This window comes from Mesorhizobium loti R88b (assembly GCF_013170845.1).
In the GTDB taxonomy this organism is placed as follows: Bacteria; Pseudomonadota; Alphaproteobacteria; order Rhizobiales; family Rhizobiaceae; genus Mesorhizobium; species Mesorhizobium loti_B.
Map to the genome: position 1 here is coordinate 2,277,484 of NZ_CP033367.1, position 19,439 is coordinate 2,296,922.

The 19,439-nt window shown below is 62.4% G+C and carries 18 protein-coding genes; 10 read left to right on the forward strand and 8 right to left on the reverse strand.

Going from position 1 to position 19,439, the window contains the following annotated elements:
- The 10 genes from EB235_RS11110 (at position 1) to EB235_RS11155 (ending at position 10,759) form a co-directional block, all read left to right on the forward strand.
- On the forward strand, positions 1-363 hold the full coding sequence (locus tag EB235_RS11110; protein WP_027030936.1) for a hypothetical protein: 363 nt from the start codon (positions 1-3) through the stop codon (positions 361-363).
- A gap of 17 nt (positions 364-380) precedes the next feature.
- A complete protein-coding gene (locus EB235_RS11115; RefSeq protein ID WP_027030935.1) occupies positions 381-1,766 on the forward strand; it encodes an aldehyde dehydrogenase family protein in 1,386 nt (461 codons plus the stop codon).
- A gap of 17 nt (positions 1,767-1,783) precedes the next feature.
- The gene (locus EB235_RS11120) at positions 1,784-2,956 is read left to right on the forward strand and encodes an iron-containing alcohol dehydrogenase (protein WP_027030934.1); all 1,173 of its coding nucleotides are present in this window, start codon (positions 1,784-1,786) and stop codon (positions 2,954-2,956) included.
- 240 nt (positions 2,957-3,196) lie between these two features.
- Positions 3,197-4,303 carry an ABC transporter substrate-binding protein gene (locus EB235_RS11125; RefSeq protein WP_027030933.1) on the forward strand — a complete coding sequence of 369 codons (1,107 nt, stop codon included), beginning with the start codon at positions 3,197-3,199 and terminating at the stop codon, positions 4,301-4,303.
- A 65-nt stretch (positions 4,304-4,368) separates the two neighbouring features.
- On the forward strand, positions 4,369-5,286 hold the full coding sequence (locus EB235_RS11130) for an ABC transporter permease (protein WP_027030932.1): 918 nt from the start codon (positions 4,369-4,371) through the stop codon (positions 5,284-5,286).
- Entirely contained in the window at positions 5,283-6,074 is a 792-nt protein-coding gene (locus tag EB235_RS11135; RefSeq protein ID WP_027030931.1) for an ABC transporter permease, read from the forward strand. The genes EB235_RS11130 and EB235_RS11135 overlap by 4 nt, the downstream gene beginning before the upstream one ends.
- Before the next feature lie 14 nt (positions 6,075-6,088).
- Positions 6,089-7,153: an ABC transporter ATP-binding protein gene (locus EB235_RS11140; RefSeq protein ID WP_027030930.1), complete on the forward strand. Its 1,065-nt coding sequence runs from the start codon at positions 6,089-6,091 to the stop codon at positions 7,151-7,153.
- 83 nt (positions 7,154-7,236) lie between these two features.
- Positions 7,237-8,790: a cation:proton antiporter gene (locus EB235_RS11145; protein WP_027030929.1), complete on the forward strand. Its 1,554-nt coding sequence runs from the start codon at positions 7,237-7,239 to the stop codon at positions 8,788-8,790.
- A 207-nt stretch (positions 8,791-8,997) separates the two neighbouring features.
- Positions 8,998-9,906, forward strand: coding sequence for an endonuclease/exonuclease/phosphatase family protein (locus tag EB235_RS11150; protein ID WP_027030928.1), 909 nt, complete (start codon positions 8,998-9,000; stop codon positions 9,904-9,906).
- Positions 9,907-9,913: 7 nt separating this feature from the next.
- Positions 9,914-10,759, forward strand: a complete 846-nt coding sequence (locus EB235_RS11155) for an EamA family transporter (RefSeq protein WP_027030927.1) — start codon at positions 9,914-9,916, stop codon at positions 10,757-10,759.
- A 59-nt stretch (positions 10,760-10,818) separates the two neighbouring features.
- Here EB235_RS11155 and EB235_RS11160 read toward each other — a convergent pair whose 3' ends face one another.
- From EB235_RS11160 to EB235_RS11195, 8 genes are all read right to left on the reverse strand, one after another.
- Entirely contained in the window at positions 10,819-12,036 is a 1,218-nt protein-coding gene (locus tag EB235_RS11160) for an MFS transporter (protein ID WP_027030926.1), read from the reverse strand.
- Positions 12,037-12,126: 90 nt separating this feature from the next.
- On the reverse strand, positions 12,127-12,444 hold the full coding sequence (locus EB235_RS11165) for a Dabb family protein (RefSeq protein ID WP_027030925.1): 318 nt from the start codon (positions 12,442-12,444) through the stop codon (positions 12,127-12,129).
- Positions 12,445-12,457: 13 nt separating this feature from the next.
- Positions 12,458-14,086, reverse strand: a complete 1,629-nt coding sequence (locus EB235_RS11170; RefSeq protein ID WP_027030924.1) for a GMC family oxidoreductase — start codon at positions 14,084-14,086, stop codon at positions 12,458-12,460.
- Positions 14,087-14,098: 12 nt separating this feature from the next.
- Positions 14,099-14,860 carry a 3-ketoacyl-ACP reductase gene (locus EB235_RS11175; protein WP_027030923.1) on the reverse strand — a complete coding sequence of 254 codons (762 nt, stop codon included), beginning with the start codon at positions 14,858-14,860 and terminating at the stop codon, positions 14,099-14,101.
- Positions 14,857-16,359 (reverse strand): FAD-dependent oxidoreductase, encoded by a 1,503-nt coding sequence (locus EB235_RS11180; RefSeq protein WP_027030922.1) that lies wholly within the window; start codon positions 16,357-16,359, stop codon positions 14,857-14,859. The genes EB235_RS11175 and EB235_RS11180 overlap by 4 nt, the downstream gene beginning before the upstream one ends.
- Positions 16,360-16,364: 5 nt before the next feature.
- Entirely contained in the window at positions 16,365-17,480 is a 1,116-nt protein-coding gene (locus tag EB235_RS11185; protein WP_027030921.1) for an ABC transporter ATP-binding protein, read from the reverse strand.
- Positions 17,481-17,501: 21 nt separating this feature from the next.
- Positions 17,502-18,461, reverse strand: coding sequence for a carbohydrate ABC transporter permease (locus EB235_RS11190; protein ID WP_027030920.1), 960 nt, complete (start codon positions 18,459-18,461; stop codon positions 17,502-17,504).
- On the reverse strand, positions 18,458-19,408 hold the full coding sequence (locus EB235_RS11195; protein ID WP_027030919.1) for a carbohydrate ABC transporter permease: 951 nt from the start codon (positions 19,406-19,408) through the stop codon (positions 18,458-18,460). The genes EB235_RS11190 and EB235_RS11195 overlap by 4 nt, the downstream gene beginning before the upstream one ends.
- Between the last annotated feature and the right edge of the window lie 31 nt (positions 19,409-19,439).

Here is a 19,439-nt window from a genome sequence, read left to right on the forward strand (position 1 = left end):
ATGGATTGGAACAAGCGCCATCGCGGCTACGACATGTCGGCGGCAGACTGGGTTGCGCTTGCTCCAAACGAACTGGATAGCGATGCCGTCGGTCTATGGCAGATTATTCCTGTAGGCAGGCACGAATTCGGTCTCGACGGTGAAGACCTTGCGACGTTCACCAGGACGGTTCTGAGAACTCTCCTGGCAAAGGGAGCAATTCCGATAACCGGTCGGGACAAGACCTGGGTCGCGGAGCACAAGTATGGGACAGGACCGGAAGAGATAATCGAGACTGTCGCGAAGGTTTGGCTGTCGAAAGGTATGCGCGATCCAGACGTTAGAGACGTTTGGTTCGGCACGTCAGCTGTCTTGGAAGAATGAAATTCAGGAGCGTTTAATTGGAAACTGTGAAACTCATTACCCCCATCGATGGCTCAATATACGCCGAGCGGCCGATCGCGACCGACCAGGCGGTCAATGCCGCGGTCGAGCGCGCCAAGGCAGCGCAGGAGAAGTGGGCGCAGGTGCCGATCGTCGAGCGTGGCAAGTACATGCTGGCGATGCTCGAAGCGCTGGTCGCGATATCAGACGAGATCGTGCCGGAGATCGCCTGGCAGATGGGCCGGCCGGTGCGTTATGGCGGCGAATTCGGCGGCGTCAGGGAACGCACCACCTACATGGTCGAGATCGCTGAAGCCGCGCTGAAGTCCGTGCCGGCCTCCAACCCGAAGGACGGCTTCCGCCGCTATGTGAAGAAGGACCCGCTCGGCGTCGTCATGGTGATCGCGCCGTGGAACTACCCCTATCTCACGGCCGTCAACACCATCGTGCCGGCGCTGATGGCCGGCAATGCCGTCATCCTGAAGCATGCGGCGCAGACGCTGCTGGTCGGCGAGCGGTTTCAACAGGCTTTCGACAAGGTCGGCCTGCCCAAGGGCGTGTTCCAGAATGTCGTGCTCAACCACGCCCAGACCGAGAAGCTGCTCGGCTCGGGCAAGATCGACCATGTCAATTTCACCGGTTCTGTCGGCGGCGGCCGCGCCATCGAAAAGGCGGCGGCCGGCACCTTCATGACGCTCGGCCTGGAGCTTGGCGGCAAGGACCCGGCGTATGTGCTGCCCGACGCCAAGCTGGATCACGCGGTCGCCAATCTGGTCGACGGCGCCTTCTACAATTCCGGCCAGTGCTGCTGCGGCATCGAGCGCGTCTATGTGCATGAGAAGGTCTATGACGAGTTCGTCGAGGGCTTCATCGCCGAGACGAAGAATTATGTCGTCGGCAATCCGCTGGACCAGGCGACGACGATGGGACCGATGGCGCAGGCGCGCTTTGCCGACCTGATCCGCGAGCAGAAGGCCGAAGCGTTGCGCAAGGGTGCGGTGGCGCATATCAACATGAAGGTGGCTAACGATAAGGCCGGCTCGCCCTACCTGGCGCCTGAGGTGCTGACCAGCGTCGATCACCAGATGAGCGTCATGCGCGAGGAAAGCTTTGGCCCGATCGTCGGCATCATGAAGGTGCGCAATGACGAAGAGGCGATCGCGCTGATGAACGACAGCCAATACGGTCTGACGGCCTCGATCTGGACCCGCGATACCGAACACGCGGTGGCGATCGGCAATCGCATCGAGACCGGCACGGTGTTCATGAACCGCTGCGACTATCTCGATCCGGCGCTGGTCTGGACCGGCGTCAAAGACACCGGCAAGGGCGCGGGGCTGTCGGCCATCGGCTACGATAATCTGACCCGGCCAAAATCCTTCCACCTGCGCGAAGCCATCTGATTTATTGAAAGACAAAAATGTCCAAGCTGATCTCTAAATGGAACTACCCCACCACCGTCCGCTTCGGCGCCGGTCGCATCAAGGAATTGCCCGAGGTGCTGGCGGCTACCGGCATCAAGCGGCCTTTGTTCGTCACCGATCCGGGCCTGGCGAAACTGCCGGTCGTCGCTTCAACGCTGAAAATACTCGACGATGCCAAGGTGCCCTATGGCGTGTTCTCCGAGGTGAAGCCGAACCCCGTGGATTCCAATCTCACGGCCGGCATCGCGGTGTTTAAGAAGGGCAAGCATGACGGCGTCATCGCTTTCGGTGGTGGCTCGGCGCTCGATCTGGGCAAGCTGATCGCCTTCCAGGCCGGGCAGACGCGGCCGGTCTGGGATTTCGAGGATGTCGACGACTGGTGGACGCGCGCCAATCCCGATGCGATCGCGCCGATCATCGCCGTGCCGACCACGGCCGGCACCGGATCGGAAGTCGGCCGCGCCGGCGTTATCACCAATGAAGCGACCCACACCAAGAAGGTCATCTTTCATCCCAAGCTGCTGCCGGCGATCGTTATCGCGGACCCGGAACTGTCGGTCGGCATGCCAAGCTTCATCACCGCCGGCACCGGCATGGACGCGCTTGCCCATTGTCTCGAAGCCTATTGCGCGCCGGGCTATCACCCGATGGCTGACGGCATTGCGGTGGAAGGTGTCCGTCTGGTGTTCGAGAACCTGCCGAAGGCTTATGCCAACGGCAAGGACCTCGTCGCGCGTGCTCATATGATGAGCGCGGCGGCGATGGGGGCGGCCGCCTTCCAGAAGGGGCTCGGCGCCATCCACTCGCTGTCGCATCCGATCGGCGCTCTCTATGACACCCATCACGGCATGACCAATGCGGTGTTCATGCCCTATGTGCTGGCCTTCAATCGTGACTCCATCGAGGAGCGCATTGCCCGGCTCGCCGCCTATTGCGGCATCAAGGGTGGCTTCGACGGCTTCGCGAAGGCGATCATCAAGCTGCGCAAGGATTTGAAGGTGCCGCACGCCCTGCCGGGCCTGATCAAGGGGCTCGACATGGACAAGAAGCGCAAGGCGCTGATCGCCGACATGGCGGTGGTCGATCCGACCGCTGGCGGCAATCCGGTCAAGCTGACCAAGAAGGCAGCGCTGACCTTGCTCGAAAACGCCATCGCCGGCACGGTGTGAGGCGTTTTCACAGCTGAAAATTGATCTAGAAAATCAGGGTAAACCAGGGGGAAGGATGAAATGCAAGGCAGAAAGTGATTAGCCGGAAAAATAAGTGACGGCTAATTGCTACAGCCCGTTAAAAAGAGTTAACTTTTTCTGCTGCCGGCCAATGGTTTCACAAAGCTTTCATCTGGCTGTCACATGAAAACGATACCGCATCGCAGGCGTCCAACGGCGCCAGTTCAACGGAGAGAACACATGTTCAAATTCACGGGGAAAGTACTTTCCCTTTCGGCCGCGACCCTGATGGTGTCGTCGGTGATTTCGTCCGCGGCTTCGCTGGATGATCTCGTCAAGGCCGCCAAGGCCGAAGGCCAGCTCACCACCATCGCGCTTCCGCATGACTGGTGCGGCTACGGCGACGTCATCGCCGGCTTCAAGGCGAAGTATCCGGAAATCGCCATCAACGAGCTGAACCCCGATGCCGGTTCCGGCGACGAGGTCGAGGCGATCAAGGCCAACAAGGACAATAAGGGCCCGCAGGCCCCCGACGTCATCGACGTTGGCCTGTCGTTTGGCCCGACCGCCAAGGCCGCTGGCTTGCTGATGCCTTACAAGGTGTCGACCTGGGACTCGATCCCGGACAGCGCCAAGGATGCCGATGGCGCCTGGTACGGCGACTATTACGGCGTTCTGTCGTTCATGGTGAACAAGGACCTGATCAAGGAATCGCCGAAGGACTGGGCTGATCTCCTGAAGCCGGAATTCGCCAACGCTGTCGCCGTCGCCGGTGACCCGCGCGCTTCGAACCAAGCCATCCAGGCGGTCTACGCCTCCGGTCTGTCGACGGGCGCCGCTGCCGGTGAAGCCGCCGGCACCGCTGGCCTCGACTTCTTCAAGAAGCTCAACGCCGCTGGCAATTTCGTGCCGGTCGTCGGCAAGCCCGCGACGCTGGCCCAGGGCCAGACCCCGATCCTGATCAACTGGGATTACAACGCGCTTGCTGGCCGCGACACGCTGAAGGGCAACCCGCCCGTCGACGTGATCGTGCCGAAGACGGGCGTCGTCGCCGGTGTCTACGTGCAGGCCATCAGCGCCTTCGCGCCGCATCCGAACGCAGCCAAGCTCTGGATGGAATACCTCTATTCCGACGAAGGCCAGATCGGCTGGCTGAAGGGCTATTGCCACCCGATCCGCTTCAACGATCTCGCCAAGAACGGCAAGATCCCGGCGGATGTGCTGGCCAAGCTGCCTCCGGCTGAATCCTATGCCTCGGCCGCGTTCCCGACGCTCGACGAGCAGGGCAAGGCCAAGGAAGCCATCAGCAAGAACTGGGACGCCGTTGTCGGCGCCAACGTCAAGTAAGATTTGAAAATCCACCGGGCGGTCGCGAGGCCGCCCGGCCCTCCCTCGAAGACGGTAGCCGGCGCATGACCGATCTCTCGCTTTCAAATCGAACGATTGCCTCCAAGCCCGCGCCGCCAAACGCGGCAACCGCATTCCGTTTCCCGACGCAATGGATCGGTGTGGCGCCGTTCTTCATTTTCACCATCATGTTCCTGATCCTGCCGACGCTTTATCTTGTCGTTGGCGCCTTTCAGGACGGGAACGGCCACCTGACGCTGGACAACCTCCTGCAGCTCGTGAGCGACCCGTCCATCAGCAACGCCTACTGGGTTTCGATCAAGATCAGTTTCTGGTCGGCCATCATCGGGGCATTTGCCGGACTCGCGCTGGCTATCGCCATCGTGCGCGGCGGCCTGCCCAACTGGATACGGTCGGCGACCCTGACATTCTCTGGCGTGGCCTCTAACTTCGCCGGCTTGCCGCTCGCCTTCGCGTTCATAGCCACGCTCGGTCGCGTCGGTATTGTGACGGCGCTGCTGCGCGATGTGTTCAACCTCAATATCTATGCGATGGGGTTCAATTTCCTGACCACAGCCGGGCTGATCGTGGTTTACCTGTTCTTCCAGATTCCGCTGATGGTGGTCATCATCGTGCCGGCAATCGACGGTTTGAAGAAGGAATGGGGCGAGGCGGCTGCCACACTCGGCGCCACCCAGGCGCAGTACTGGCGCATGGTGGTCGTACCGGTGTTGTGGCCAAGCTTTCTTGGCACGGTCATCCTGCTGTTCGCCAATTCCTTCGGCGCCATTGCCACGGCTTATGCGTTTGCCGGCCCGGCGCTCAACATCGTGCCCATCAAGCTGTATTCCCAGATCAATGGCGACGTGCTGCACAACCCGCAACTCGGCTATGCCATCGCCTTCGGCATGATCGTCATCACGGGCTTGGCCAACGTCTTCTACATCTGGTTCCGGACGCGTTCCGAGAGGTGGCTCAAATGAAGTCGGGAAAATTCTGGGCTTGGGTCGTTTTCGCGCTTAGCGCCGCCTATTTCTTCATTCCTCTGCTCGCGACGTTCGAGTTCTCGCTGCGCCTGCGGCGCGGCGTCCATTCCTTCGATGCCTATCAGATCGTGCTGGGCGACCCACGGTTCCAGGCAACGTTCATGTATTCGGTGATTGCCGCGATCTTCACCATCATCCTGGGTGTGCTGGTCGTGGTGCCGGCGGCCTACTGGATCAGGCTGCGGCTGCCGCAGTTGCGGCCAATCGTGGAATTCATCACGCTGCTGCCGCTGGTCATCCCGGCCATCGTTATCGTCTTCGGCTACATCAGGATGTACGGCTCGAATTCGCCGTTGCCGTTCCTTGCCAGCGATCTGGGCGCCAGTGCCTTGCTGGTGATCGGCTATGCGACGCTGTCGCTGCCCTATATGTACCGCGCGGTCGATACCGGACTTCGCACCATCGACGTGCGCACGTTGACCGAAGCGGCGCAGATACTCGGTGCCGGCTGGTCGACGATCATCACAAGGGTTATCCTGCCCAACGTGCTGATCGCGGTGTTGTCGGGTGCGTTTCTGACCTTCGCGATCGTTATTGGCGAGTTCACCATGGCAAGCCTGCTCAACCGGCCGGCCTTTGGGCCCTACCTGCAGAACATCGGCGCCAACCGCGCTTATGAGCCGGCGGCGCTTGCCATCATCGCCTTCGCCATCACCTGGGGCTGCATGTCGCTGATCCAGATCCTGTCCCGCTTCGCGCCGAAATCGGCGAACCGCCCGAATTGATCGAGAGAAAAGCCATGGTCGAGCCATTCCTGTCCATCCAGCATGTGCGAAAATCCTACGGCACCAACACCGTGGTCCAGGATTTCAGCCTCGATGTCGCGCCGGGCGAGTTCGTCTCGTTCCTCGGACCATCCGGTTGCGGCAAGACGACGGTGCTGCGCATGGTCGCCGGGTTCGAGGAGCCATCGGCCGGCAAGATCGTCGTCGCCGGCAAGGACATCACTAGGCTGAAGCCCAACCAGCGCAATGTCGGCATGGTGTTCCAGGCCTATGCGCTGTTTCCGAACCTGACGGTGGCGCAGAACATCGCCTTCGGGCTGAAGGTTGGCGGCATGAACAAGGCCGACGCCGACCGCCGCGTCGCCGAGATGCTCGACATCATCAAGCTGCCGCAGATGGCTGACCGCTATCCCTACCAGCTCTCGGGCGGCCAGCAGCAGCGCATCGCGCTCGCCCGCGCCATTGCGCCGAAGCCGAAGCTGCTTCTGCTCGACGAACCGCTGTCGGCGCTCGATGCAAAGGTGCGCGTTTCTTTGCGTGAGGAAATCCGTTCGATCCAGAAGAAGCTCGGCATCACCACCATCTTCGTCACGCACGATCAGGAAGAAGCGCTGTCGATCTCCGACCGCATCGCCGTCATGTATGGCGGCAAGGCGGAGCAGGTTGGCACGCCGTTCGAGATCTACAACCGGCCGTCGACCAAATTCGTCGCCAATTTCGTCGGTACGCTGAATGTGCTGGAAGGCACTGTCACCGACGCGGCGGCGGGCACGGTGCGGGTCAATTCCGAACAGGTCTCGCTGAAGGGCAAGCTCAACGGTTCGAAGTCGGGCGATACTTTGTCGCTGGCGCTGCGTCCGGAAGCCATTTCGCTCGGTCGCCAGCCCGGCCGCGATTCCAGCCTGTCCGGCGAAATCTCGGAAGTGCATTTCCTCGGCTCGGTCATCCGCGTTCGCGTCGGCATCGGCGGCAACACGGTCTCGCTCGACACGTTCAACAGCCCAGCTACGCCGCCACCGGCTGTCGGCGAAAAGGCCGAGATTTCGTTCTCGTCCGACGACATGCTGGTGCTGCATTAGGGGTTGCCACAGGGCGTCACGTAACTGCTGATCATCGTGACTTTGGCACTGCCAATCGGCTTGTTCCGTCGCTACGATGAGCCATGGCTCTTTTCGAACTTACCCTTGTCCTGCTTCTGGCTGCCGTCGCGCTGACGGCGCTGTCGCGGCGGCTTGAGATACCTTATCCGTCCCTGCTGGCTTTGGCCGGGGTGGCGATTGCCTTTGTGCCTGGCGCGCCGACGATCGAGATCGATCCGGAACTGGCGCTTGCCCTGTTCATCGCGCCGGTGCTTCTCGATGCCGCCTATGACACGTCGCTGCGCGATCTCAAGCGCTATCGGCTGGCGCTGCTGCTGCTGGCGCTTGGCGCCGTGGTCTTCACCACCGCGGTGGTTGCCTTCGTTGGCTGGAAGATGGCCGGTCTGCCGATCGCGGCGGCGATCGCGCTCGGTGCCATCGTCGCGCCGCCGGATGCGGTGGCGGCAAGTGCCGTGCTTGGGCAATTCAAAGTGCCGCACCGCATCACCGCCATCCTGCAGGGCGAGAGCCTGCTCAACGATGCCACCGCGCTCCTGATCTACCGGCTGGCGGTTTCGGCGGCTCTCGGCACGATCATGCTGAGCAACGCCATTCCGACGATCCTGCTGGCAACGATCGGCAGCCTGGTCGCGGGTTATCTGTTTGGCCGCTTGTCGCTGCTGACGCTCACCCGGATCGAAGATGCGGCGAGCAGCACGGTGGTGCAGTTCGCGGGAACATTCGCGGTCTGGATCATCGCCGACAAGCTCGGCCTTTCGGCCATCATCACCATTGTCGTCTATGCCATGACGATCGCGCGCAGGGCGCCGCGCCGCATGTCGGCAAGGCGCCGCGTCAGCACCTATTCGGTGTGGGAATCTGTTGTTTTCGTGCTCAACGTGCTGGCCTTTGTGCTGATGGGCCTGCAGGCGCGATCGATCGTCGGCCGGCTTGCCGGGGAAGGGCAAGGCCAGGCCTTTCTCTTCGCCACGACAGTGCTGGTCGTCGTCATCGTGGCACGCCTTGTCTGGGTGGCAAGTTACGTTGCGATCATACGGTGGTTTGCCTGCTTCGGCAGCGAAGACAGAAGGCAGGACGTGCCGACGTTTGGCGGCGCCGTGCTGGTCGGTTGGTGCGGCATGCGGGGGCTGGTGACGCTGGTGGTGGCCATCGCCCTGCCTGCCGGCTTTCCCGGCCGCGATCCGATCGTGCTTGCCGCCTTCGCGGTGGTTCTGGGCACGCTGGTGCTGCAAGGGATGACGCTGAAGCCTTTGCTGCGGATACTGAACTTCCCGCGGGACACGACCATCGATCGCGAGGTGGCGCAGGCACGCGTGGCCATCATGCAGGCAGCACTCGACGTGCTGAGCCGCAAGACGTCCGCGGCGGCTTCTGTCGTGCGCGAGCAGTATGAGGCTCAGCGCGTGATTGCTGAAAACCCGGAGGACGCTCAGGCCGCAACTGAATACGACCGGCTGCGGCTCTACGCCATCAACCGCCAGCGCGACACGCTGGAGGAACTGCGCCGCAACGGCACGATCGGCGACGAGGCTTATCACCGGCTGGAGGAAGAGATCGACTGGTCGGAGCTGGCGGCGTCGCCGGCCGGGAGCTTTCAGCCGCTGACGACCTATTAGGACCGTTCATCGTCATAGTTGAGCCGCCAGCGCTCATGAGACGCCTCGCGGCGTTTTCCGGCGCGCGGAGGATACCGATGCGGTCCGGAATCGATGCATGATCGCGCAGCAAGGGCGCTTCTGGCACAAGCCGCTTCCATTCTCCTGCACATTGCAAGCAATCCACCGAACCGCTACTGCCATCACCGAAAGTGAGCCGGATAAGCAATGAAGCTGGTCAGCTACAACATCCAGTACGGGTTCGGCAGCGATGGCCGCTACGATCTTTCGCGCGCGGCGCGCATCGTTGGCGGCGCCGATATCATCGCGCTGCAGGAAGTCGAGCGGAACTGGCAGCGCAGCAATTTCGACGACCAGCCGGAACTGCTTTCGGGCCTGCTGCCCGACTATCATTGGGTCTACGGCCCGGCCTTCGACATGGATGCCAGCGAGCGGCGGGACGACCGCCTGGTCAATCGGCGCCAGCAGTTCGGCACCATGGTTTTGTCGAAATCACCGATCGTCTGGTCGCGGCTGCATGCGCTGCCGATGCGCCGCACCCTGCGGCCGCTCAACACCCGCAATGCCGCACTGGAATGCATGATCCGCACGCCGGCCGGCCCGGTGCGGTTCGTCTCGCTGCATCTCGCCCACATCGCGGCCGAGGAGCGGCTGGAACAGATCGACTATCTCCTTGCTGAGCATCGCCGTGCGCCTTCCGACGGCGGGCCGTGGAGCGGCATCGATGACGAGCCTTCGCGCAACTGGACCAGCGGCGAAGCCGAGCCGGAAAATCCGCTGGCGGCGATCTGGATGGGCGATTTCAACATGGAGCCGGGCAGCGCCGAATATGGCCGCATCACCGGCAGCACGCCCTATCATCGCGGTGCTGCCTATCTCGAAGGCTTCGTCGATGCTGCCGCCGTTGCCAGCGAACCGTTGGATGACTTCCACACGCATGAGAAGATCATCGATGGCAGACTGGCAAAGCGCCGGCTTGACCACTGCTTCGTCGGCGGCATGTTTGCGGGCCGCGTGCGCTCGGTCGGATCCGATATAGGCGAGGTGGCGTCCGATCACTTCCCGGTCCGGGTCGACATCGATCTCGAAACGCCGCTTGGCTTGGGAGGTCGATAAGCCTGAAATGACGCTTTTCGTCTTCTTCGCGGTGCTTGCCGCCGCTGCCATGCACGCGATCTGGAACGCGCTGGTCAAGGTGCATCTCGACCGTTTCATGTCGATCACGCTGATGACGCTCGGCATGGGGTTCGCCGCGCTTTTTGCCTTGCCGTTCGTCGAAGTGCCCAGGGCCGAGGTGTGGCCCTACATCATCGCCTCGGTGATCTTCCACATAGGCTACAGGACATTCCTGATCGGTGCCTATAAGGCCGGCGATTTCGCGCAGACCTATCCGCTGGCGCGTGGCACCGCTCCGCTGCTTGCGGCACTGGGTGGCATATTCGTTGTTGCCGAGGTCCCAGGGCCGTTTGCCATCCTCGGCATTCTCTTGCTGTCAGCCGGCACGCTGGTGATGTCGTTTCGCGGCGGCGCGCATTTGGAGAAGCTCAATCTGCGCGCGGTCGGCTTTGCCTTCGGCACCTCTGTCTTCATCGCCAGCTACACGCTGTCTGACGGCAGCGGCGCCAGGCTTGCCGCTACTGCCCAGAGCTACGCGGCATGGCTGTTCGTCTGCGACGCCATGGGAGCCCTGGTGCTGTGCCTGATCTTCCGGGGGCCAAAAGCGCTGCCGGTGCTGGCCAGCAGTTGGAAGACCGGCATATTCACCGGCGTGCTCAGCGGTGCCGCCTACTGGATCGTGATGTGGGCGATGACCAAGGCGCCGGTCGCCTCGGTCGCCTCGCTGCGCGAGACCTCGATCCTGTTTGCCATGATGATCTCGGTCTACGCGCTTGGCGAGAAGATGACGGGCTGGCGCGGTGCGGCCGCGCTCAGCATTGTTGCGGGTGTCATCGCGCTCCGGATGGGTTAAAGCACGATCCCGAAAAGTTGCAGACTTTTCGGACAAAGATCATGCTCGAAAAAGGGCGCTCAACTCAGTACAGTCATCACTTGGCCGCGCCGTTCCGGACTGAAGCGGATGACGACGATGATGCAGACGGCGACCACGCCGGCAAAAAGCGCCAGCGCGTAGCCGTAGCTGCCCCCGGGCGCCTCCGCGATTCCCGCCTGATACGGACCGCCATAGGATGCTGCGAGATTACCGGCCTGATAGATGAAGCCGGGCAACGTCGCGCGCACCGCACCGGGCGAGAGTTCGTTGAGGTGCACGGGGATGACGCCCCAGGCGCCCTGCACCGCAACCTGCATGACGAAGGCGCCGATGGCGAGCATGAATGGCGTGGAGCTGTAGGCCCACAGCGGAATCGCCGGCAGGGCGATAATGCACGCCAGGGTGATCGCGTTGACGCGGCCGATCTTCTCGGACAGTGCGCCAAAGGTCAGGCCTCCCGCGATGGCGCCGAGATTGGCAACGATGGTGATCCAGCTCACCGTGTGCGGATCGAAGCCGTGCTGCTTCTTCAGGAAGGTCGGGTAGAGGTCCTGCGTGCCGTGGCTGAAGAAATTGAAGAACATCATCAGCACGACGGCATAGAGCGCGACGCCCCAGTTCTTCTGCAGCGTTTCCAGCAGGCCAGGCCTGGGTGCCTTCTGCGCCTCGACGAAGGCGGGTGATTCCGGCACGTGCGAGCGGATGAAGAGCACGATCAGCGCCGGCACGAAGGAAAGCAGGAACATGGCGCGCCAGCCGACCGTGTAGCCGCCGATCGTCTGCTGATAGAGCAGGCCATAGACCACCGCCGCCAGGAGATAGCCGGCGGGATAGCCGCATTGCAGGATGCCTGAGACCAGGCCGCGCGCGCTGGGCGGGACGGATTCCATGGCCAGCGAACTGCCGAGCCCCCATTCGCCGCCCATGGCGATACCGAACAACGCGCGCAGCGCCAGGAAGATGCCGAGATTGGGGGAGAAGGCGGCAAGCGCCCCGATCACCGAATAGCTGACGATGTTGAGCATCAGGATCGGCTTGCGCCCATATTTGTCGGCGAGCATGCCAAAGAAGAACGCGCCGATGAAGCGCGTTGCCAAGGTCAGGAACAGCGCCTTGGACACTGCGGGGACGTCTGTTCCAAACTCAGTCGCAATATCCGTGAGCAGGAATGTCAGAAGGAAGAAATCAAAAGCATCGAGTGTCCAGCCGAGAAATGAGGCCAGAACGGTTTTCTTCTGCTCTGAAGTGAGATTCAAGGCGTCCTCCTTTGGTTCCCCCAAAGGAACGATATGTCGCCCTATTGGCAAAAGAGAACAGTTATCAGTCGGCTTTCGAAAGACCAGCGGTCACTTTTTCGTAAGATCGAGGTCGAAGACCATCAATCCGTCTGTGCCGCCTTCGAGTGCGGCGACCAGCCGGGCCCCAGCGCGCTGGTGCGCTTCATGCACGAGATAGGCATCACGGGCGGCGGCGTCGCGGAAATCGATGGTGAAGCCATGTGTGAAGCCACGTGCGAACGGCTCGGGACTGGCATTGTCGCTGAAGTGGACGGTGTCCATGCCGTCGATCACCTGTCGCAGCGCCTCGAGGTCGGCATGGATCGCCTTGCGTTCTCCGGTGCCGACATCGTTACGGAATTTAACGAACACACAGTGCCTGATCATCTTCATAGTCCCTTCAAGCGGCCCGGTTTCCCGAAAACACCGCCGGTGGCAGCGGCTCCCTGCCCAGAATGATGTCTGCACCCTTTTCACCAACCATGATGGTCGGTGCATTGGTGTTGGAGGAGGGCACACGCGGCATCACCGAAGCGTCGCAGACCCGCAGACCTTCGATGCCACGCAGGCGCAGATCCGGTGTCACGACGGCCATGTCGTCATGGCCCATGCGGCAGGTGCCGACCGGGTGATGATCGGTCTTGGAGGTACGGCAGGCATAGTCGAACAGCTCGTCGTCGCTTTGCAGGGCGGGGCCAGGCAGCACTTCCCTCAGCACATAAGGGGCGAGCGCCTTCTGCCGCATGATCTCGCGCGCCAGCCGCAGCCCCTTGATCGACATGGCGCGATCGTAAGGATCGGACCAGTAGTTCGGGTCGATCAGCGGGTGGTCGGCCGGGTCGGCGCTCTTCAGCCGCACCGTGCCGCGCGAGCGCGGCCGCAGGAAGGCCGAGTTCAAGGTGACGCCCGGATTGTTCAGCTTCTCGACGCCGGCCTCGATGCCGGAGCCGAGACCGAGATGGAACTGGATGTCGGGCGAGGCGGCGGTCGGATCGGCGTACCAGAAGCCGCCGGTCTCGAACAGGCTGGAGGCCACCGGCCCCTTCTTCAAAAGCAGATATTGCAGGCCGGCCCATGCCGTGCGGTGCAGCTTCGCGTAATTGTCGTAAGTGTGGTCGCCGGTGCATTCGGCGATGACGAACAGGTCGAGATGGTCCTGCATGTTGGAGCCGACACCGGGCAGGTCAAGCACTGGTGTGACGCCGACCGATTTCAGGTGGTCGGCCGGGCCGATGCCCGACTGCATCAGCAGCTTCGGCGAGCCGATGGCGCCGGACGAGACGATCACCTCGCGCTCGGCACGCAGGATAGTCTTCTGGCCACCCGGCCTGTCGACGATCTCGACGCCGATGGCGCGGCCCTTTTCGACGACGATGCGGGTTACCAGCACATCGGTTCTGACCGTCAGGTTCTTGCGGGCACGGATCGGCTTGAGATAGGCGACCGAAGCGGAGGATCGCCGGGCATCCTTCTGCGTCAACTGGTAGTAGCCGACGCCTTCCTGGGCTGCGCCGTTGAAGTCCGGGTTGAAGGGAATGCCCATCTCCTGGCCGGCGCGGAAATAGGCCTCGCAGATCGGCAGCGGCGAAATCGGGTTCGACACGCCAAGCGGACCCTGGTCGCCGTGAAAGTCGTTGGCGTAGCGCTGGTTGTTCTCGGCCCGTTTGAAATAGGGCAGCACGTCGCGATAGCCCCAGCCGGTCAGGCCCTCTTCCTTCTCCCAGGCATCGTAGTCACGGGCATTGCCGCGCGTGTAGATCTGGGCGTTGATGGAGGAGCCGCCGCCGACCACCTTGGCCTGCGTGTACCAGAAGACACGGTCCTTCATGTTCCTCTGCGGCACGGTCGACCAGCCCCACGACGCAATGCCCTTGGTCATCTTGGCGAAGCCCGCCGGCATGTGGATGTAGGGATGCCAGTCCTTGCCGCCGGCTTCCAGCAGCAGCACTGAATTGCCGGGATCCTCGCTTAGCCGGTTGGCCAGAACACAGCCGGCCGGGCCGGCGCCCACGATGATGTAGTCAGTCATTTTTTCATCCGTTCAGAGCCGTGGCACGGAAAGCGCGCCGTCGACATTGATGATCGAGCCGGTCGAAAAGCCGAGCTTGCCGGAAGCGAGCGTCGCCACCATCGCGCCGATGTCGGAGGCCTCGCCCCAGCGTTTGGCCGGCACCAGGCCGCTGTCGATCAAGGCATCGTATTTGGCTGATATACCTGCCGTCATGTCGGTGCGGATAATGCCCGGCCGCAGCTCGAACACGCCGATGTTTTCCGGAGCGAGGCGCAGCGCCAGGTTCTTCACCCACATGGAAAGCCCGGCCTTCGAGATGCAATATTCGGAGCGCTCCGGCGAGGCCATCTCGGCGCTGACCGAGGTGACGGTGATGATCGATCTTGGGTGGTTGCCCGGCGTGGCCAGCATCGCCTTGGCGACAGCCTGGCTGAGAAACACGGTGCCGCGCAGGTTGATATCAAGCGTGCGGTCGAAATTTTCCGGTTTCAGTTCCAGCAGGTCGCCGCGCAGGACGGCGCCGACGCCGGCATTGTTGACGAGGCAGTCGATGCGGCCGAAGGCGCGCATGGCGGTGTCGACAAGAGCCGGATGGCCGTCGAGATTGGCAATGTCACATCTGATGTAGGCAAGCTTTGCACCACGCCTGGTGATGTTGGCAGAAAGCCCATGCGGTGCTTGTTCGGCAAGGTCGGCGACCAGGATGTCGAAGCCGGCATCGGCCAGCGCCTCGGCGCAGGCAAGGCCGATACCGCGCGCGCCGCCGGTGACAATGGCTGCGGGACGGGTCATGCTGCAAGCTCGGTCTTGCGGATATGGTCGGCAACTCGCAATGCCTGAGCCGCAATCGACAGTGCCGGGTTCACGGCAGCTGAGTTCGGCAAAAAGCTGCCGTCGACGACGAACAGGTTCTGGTGGTCGAACGCCCGGCAGAACGGATCGAGCGGCGCGGTCGCGGGGTCGTCACCCATCTTGATCGTGCCGCACTGGTGCGAGGGGGTGCGCTTGTCGAAGGGGCGTGACAGCACGATGGGATAGCCGCAGGCGCGGAAGTTTTCGCGCATCACCTTGGTCAGCCCGTCGAGCGACTGCATGTTGGAGCGCCGCCACTGCATGACGATGTCCTTGCCGTCGACCATGATGCGGCTTTCGGGATCGGGCAGATCCTCGCACATCAGATACCAGTCGACGGCGTGGCCGGCCATGTAATCGAGCGCGAATTTCGGCACCGACTTCACATTGGCCTTGAGCATGTTGCCGTCGATCTTGCCGAGCAGCTGGACATTGCCGAGCGGTTTTCCGCCTCTGCCGTCAGAGAGATAATAATCGTTCAGCATCAGCGTCTTCTGGTAGACGGAGGTGTTCCTGCGGCGCGGATCGATCGCCAGCATGGCGCTGGAATTGTGGTTCATGAAATTGCGGCCGACCTGGTCGGAGCGATTGGCGAGGCCTTTGCCATCAGCGGAGGGCGAGCGCAGCAGGATGACAGCGGAGTTGACCGCGCCGGCCGACAGGATGACCAGCTTCGGCGTGACTTTCTTCGCCTCGCCATCCTGCCGGTAGTGGATGGCTGATATGGTTTTGCCGTCGGGCGCCGTCTCCAGATATTCGACATAGCAGCCGGTCTCGAGCCGGATGTTGTTGTCCTTCAGCGCCGCCGCCAGCGGTGCTGTCTGGGCGTCCATCTTGCCCTGACCGGTGTTGGGGAAAGCGTCCCAGCCGGTCTTGCCTTCTTTCAGCCAGGTGTCGATGTCGACCCCGAGCGGCAATGAGGCCGGATGCAAGCCGAGGCCTTTCAGCTCGGCGCGGGCGCGGGCGATCGGGGCTTCGTCCGGCACCGGCTTGAAGGCATAAGGAATCGAGTGGAACGGTTCGGTCGGATCCTCGCCCAGCGCGCCGCGCACGCGAAACAGCTGCTCCGCCCTGGAATACCAGGGCTCGAACTCATCGTAGGAAAACGGCCATGCCGGCGAGACGCCGCCGAAGTGCTCCATGGCGGCAAAATCTTCCTTGCGGTAGCGGATCAGCACGGCGCCAAAGAATTTCGAATTGCCGCCGACATAGTAGTAGTTGCCGGGGTTGAAGGCAGCACCCCCGGCCTCGCGCCACATCTCCTTTGGCCGGTAGTGGCCGTCGACGAAGATGGAGCGCGTGTCGCGGGCATGCGGCGTTGCCGGCAAGGGCTCGCCCCGCTCCAGCATCAGGATCGAAGCACCGCTGCCGGCCAGACCGGAGGCGATCGTGGCGCCGCCAATGCCGGAGCCGATGATGACGATGTCCGGATTTGCCATAGCCGTCAGCGGATACGGTTTTCTGTCGCCGGATCGAAGAACACCGCCTTGGTCAGGTTGAAGGCGAGCGGCGTGTTGGTGCCCGGCTGGATGTTGGCGTCGGCGCGCAGCCGCGCCACCACGCCCTTGCCGCCGAGATTGGTGACTGCGAAGGTGTCGGAACCGGCCGGCTCGACGACTTCGATGTGCAGGTCGGCGGTGGCGATGTTGGAGGCGTTGCGTTCAGCACCTTCCGGATCGGTCAGCGCTTCCGGCCGCACGCCGAAGATAATCGGCTTGCCCTGGAAGGCCGAGAGACCCGCCGGCGCATTGGCCATCGGCAGCGTGATCGGCTCGCGTGCCTCTCGCTGCAGCACGACGGACAGCGCATTGCCCGACGTGGCGATGGTCGCCGGGATGAGGTTCATGGCCGGCGAACCCATGAAGTCGGCGACGAACAAATTGGTGGGGTTGTTGTAGATCTCGGCCGGCGTGCCGAATTGCTGCACCTCGCCGTCGCGCATGACGGCGATCTTGGTCGCCAGCGTCATCGCCTCGATCTGGTCGTGGGTGACGTAGACGATGGTGGTGCCTGTCGTGGCATGCAGGCGCTTGATCTCGATGCGCATGTCGACGCGCAGCTTGGCGTCGAGGTTGGACAAAGGCTCGTCGAACAGGAACAGTTTGGGGTCGCGCACCAGCGCCCGGCCCATGGCGACGCGCTGGCGCTGGCCGCCGGAGAGCTGGCTTGGCTTGCGCTGCAGCAGATGGCCGATCTGCAGCACCTTGGCCACCTTGTCGATCGCCCTCTGGCGCTCGTCGGCCGGCACACCGCGCATCTCCATGCCGAAGGAAATGTTTCCGGCCACCGTCATGTTCGGATAGAGCGCATAGCTCTGGAACACCATGGCGATGTCGCGCTTGGAAGGGTGCAGATCATTGATGGCGCGACCGTCGACGCGGATCTCGCCCTCGGTGATCTGCTCCAGGCCGGCGATGGTGTTGAGAAGCGTGGACTTGCCGCAGCCGGACGGGCCGACCAGCACCAGGAAGCCGCCCTTTTCGAGCTCGACATCGATGCCCTTCAGGATCTCGACATTCCCGAAGCGCTTCTTGAGCCCATCAATTTCCAGAAAAGCCATGGTCGTTCCTTCCGAATTTGGTCAGCCCTTGACCGCGCCCGCCATCAGCCCGCGCACGAAATAGCGGCCGGCGACGACATAGACGATCAGGGTGGGGAGAGCCGCGATCATCGCGGCCGCCATGTTGACGTTGTATTCGACGACGCCGGTCGAGGTGTTGACGACGTTGTTGAGCGCCACGGTCATCGGCATGGCGTCGCCGGTACCGGCATAGGCCGATGCGAACAGGAAGTCGTTCCAGATGTTGGTGAACTGGTAGATGACGGTGACGACGAAGATCGGCATCGAGTTCGGCAGCATGATGCGGCGGAAGATCTGGAAGAAAGAGGCACCGTCGACTTGTGCGGCCTTGATCAGCTCGGTCGGGAACGCTTCGTAATAGTTACGGAAGAACAGCGTGGTGAAGCCGAGGCCGTAGACGACGTGGACGAAGACGAGATTGACCGTCGGATTGCCAAGGCCGAAGCTGGTTCCCACGTCGTTCTGCAGGGTCACGCCGAAACGGCCAAGGCTGCCGAGGATGGTGGCCATCGGCAGCAGCACCGACTGGAACGGAATGAAGCAGGCAAACAGCATCAGCCCGAACACCAGCGTAGCACCCCGGAAACGCCATTTGGTCAGCACGTAGCCATTGAGCGCGCCGAGCATGGTCGAGATCAACACGGCCGGAACCACCATCTTGATGGAGTTCCAGAAATAGCCCTTGATGCCGGCGCAGGTGAGGCCGACGCAGGTCTCGCCCCAGGCCTTCAGCCACGGCTCGAAGGTCGGCGCCTTGGGCAGGGACAGCATGTTGCCGTTCTGGATCTCGTCCATGGTCTTGAACGAGGTGACCAGCATGACGAACAGCGGCATCAGGTAGAAGATCGCAAACAGCGCCAGCAACCCGTAGATGACGATGCGGTTGACGATCCTGGTGTTGATGCCGCTTGAGTTTTGCCGGGAAGCAGTGGGGCGGGCAGGGGTGGCGACAGCGCTCATCGCGGCTTCTCCCGCAGTTCCGAATAGAGATAGGGCACGATGATGGCGACGATGGTCATCAGCATGATCACAGCGCTTGCCGAGCCGACGGCCATTTCGTTGCGCTTGAAGGTGTACTCATACATGAAGTTGGACGGCAGCCAGGCCGAGCCGCCGGGGCCGCCGCTGGTCAACGCAACCACCAGATCGTACGACTTGATGGCGAGGTGGGCGAGCACGATGAAGGCCGACAGGAAGATAGGTCGCAGCAGCGGGATGACGATGCGGCGATAGAGCTGGAAGGTGGTGGCGCCGTCGATCTGCGCCGCCTTCATGATCTCGCCGTCAATGCCGCGCAGGCCGGCCAGGAACATCGCCATGATGAAGCCGGAGGCTTGCCAGACGCCGGCGATGACCACCGTGTAGATGACGAAATCCTTGTTCTTGATCCAGTCGAAATGGAAGCTCGTCCAACCCCACTGATGCAAGGTCTGCTCGAGGCCGAGGCCGGGATCGAGGAACCATTTCCAGGCGACGCCGGTGACGATGAAGGACAGCGCCATCGGGTAGAGATAGATCGGCCGCAGCACGCCTTCGCCGCGGATCTTCTGGTCGAGCAGGATGGCCAGGAACAGGCCGAGCGCCAGGCAGATGCCGATGTAGAGAAAGCCGAATATGCCCATGTTGGTGATCGACGTGTACCAGCTCGAAGGTGGGTCACTGTCGAAGGTCCAGCCCCACAGCCGCTGATAGGCGCGCGAGCCGGTGATGACATAGGATGGGAAAGTCTTGGAATTGGTGAAGGACAGATAGATCGTCCACAGGATGAAGCCGTAGACAAAGACGATGGTGATGGCGAAGCTCGGCGCCAGCACGATCTTCGGCAAGGCATCCTGCAGGCGCGAGCGCATCGAAGCGCGCGGCCGCTCCGGCGTCAGCTTGATCTGTGTTGTCGCTACACTGCTCATGAGGCTCCTCCCGTTCCGGGTCGTCCGTGCT

Coding starts and splice junctions, on each gene's coding strand:
- EB235_RS11110 (WP_027030936.1), top strand. CDS start 1: ATGGATTGGAACAAGCGCCATCGCGGCTACGACATGTCGGCGGCAGAC.
- EB235_RS11120 (WP_027030934.1), top strand. CDS start 1,784: ATGTCCAAGCTGATCTCTAAATGGAACTACCCCACCACCGTCCGCTTC.
- EB235_RS11125 (WP_027030933.1), top strand. CDS start 3,197: ATGTTCAAATTCACGGGGAAAGTACTTTCCCTTTCGGCCGCGACCCTG.
- EB235_RS11130 (WP_027030932.1), top strand. CDS start 4,369: ATGACCGATCTCTCGCTTTCAAATCGAACGATTGCCTCCAAGCCCGCG.
- EB235_RS11135 (WP_027030931.1), top strand. CDS start 5,283: ATGAAGTCGGGAAAATTCTGGGCTTGGGTCGTTTTCGCGCTTAGCGCC.
- EB235_RS11140 (WP_027030930.1), top strand. CDS start 6,089: ATGGTCGAGCCATTCCTGTCCATCCAGCATGTGCGAAAATCCTACGGC.
- EB235_RS11145 (WP_027030929.1), top strand. CDS start 7,237: ATGGCTCTTTTCGAACTTACCCTTGTCCTGCTTCTGGCTGCCGTCGCG.
- EB235_RS11150 (WP_027030928.1), top strand. CDS start 8,998: ATGAAGCTGGTCAGCTACAACATCCAGTACGGGTTCGGCAGCGATGGC.
- EB235_RS11155 (WP_027030927.1), top strand. CDS start 9,914: ATGACGCTTTTCGTCTTCTTCGCGGTGCTTGCCGCCGCTGCCATGCAC.
- EB235_RS11165 (WP_027030925.1), bottom strand. CDS start 12,444: ATGATCAGGCACTGTGTGTTCGTTAAATTCCGTAACGATGTCGGCACC.
- EB235_RS11170 (WP_027030924.1), bottom strand. CDS start 14,086: ATGACTGACTACATCATCGTGGGCGCCGGCCCGGCCGGCTGTGTTCTG.
- EB235_RS11175 (WP_027030923.1), bottom strand. CDS start 14,860: ATGACCCGTCCCGCAGCCATTGTCACCGGCGGCGCGCGCGGTATCGGC.
- EB235_RS11180 (WP_027030922.1), bottom strand. CDS start 16,359: ATGGCAAATCCGGACATCGTCATCATCGGCTCCGGCATTGGCGGCGCC.
- EB235_RS11185 (WP_027030921.1), bottom strand. CDS start 17,480: ATGGCTTTTCTGGAAATTGATGGGCTCAAGAAGCGCTTCGGGAATGTC.
- EB235_RS11190 (WP_027030920.1), bottom strand. CDS start 18,461: ATGAGCGCTGTCGCCACCCCTGCCCGCCCCACTGCTTCCCGGCAAAAC.
- EB235_RS11195 (WP_027030919.1), bottom strand. CDS start 19,408: ATGAGCAGTGTAGCGACAACACAGATCAAGCTGACGCCGGAGCGGCCG.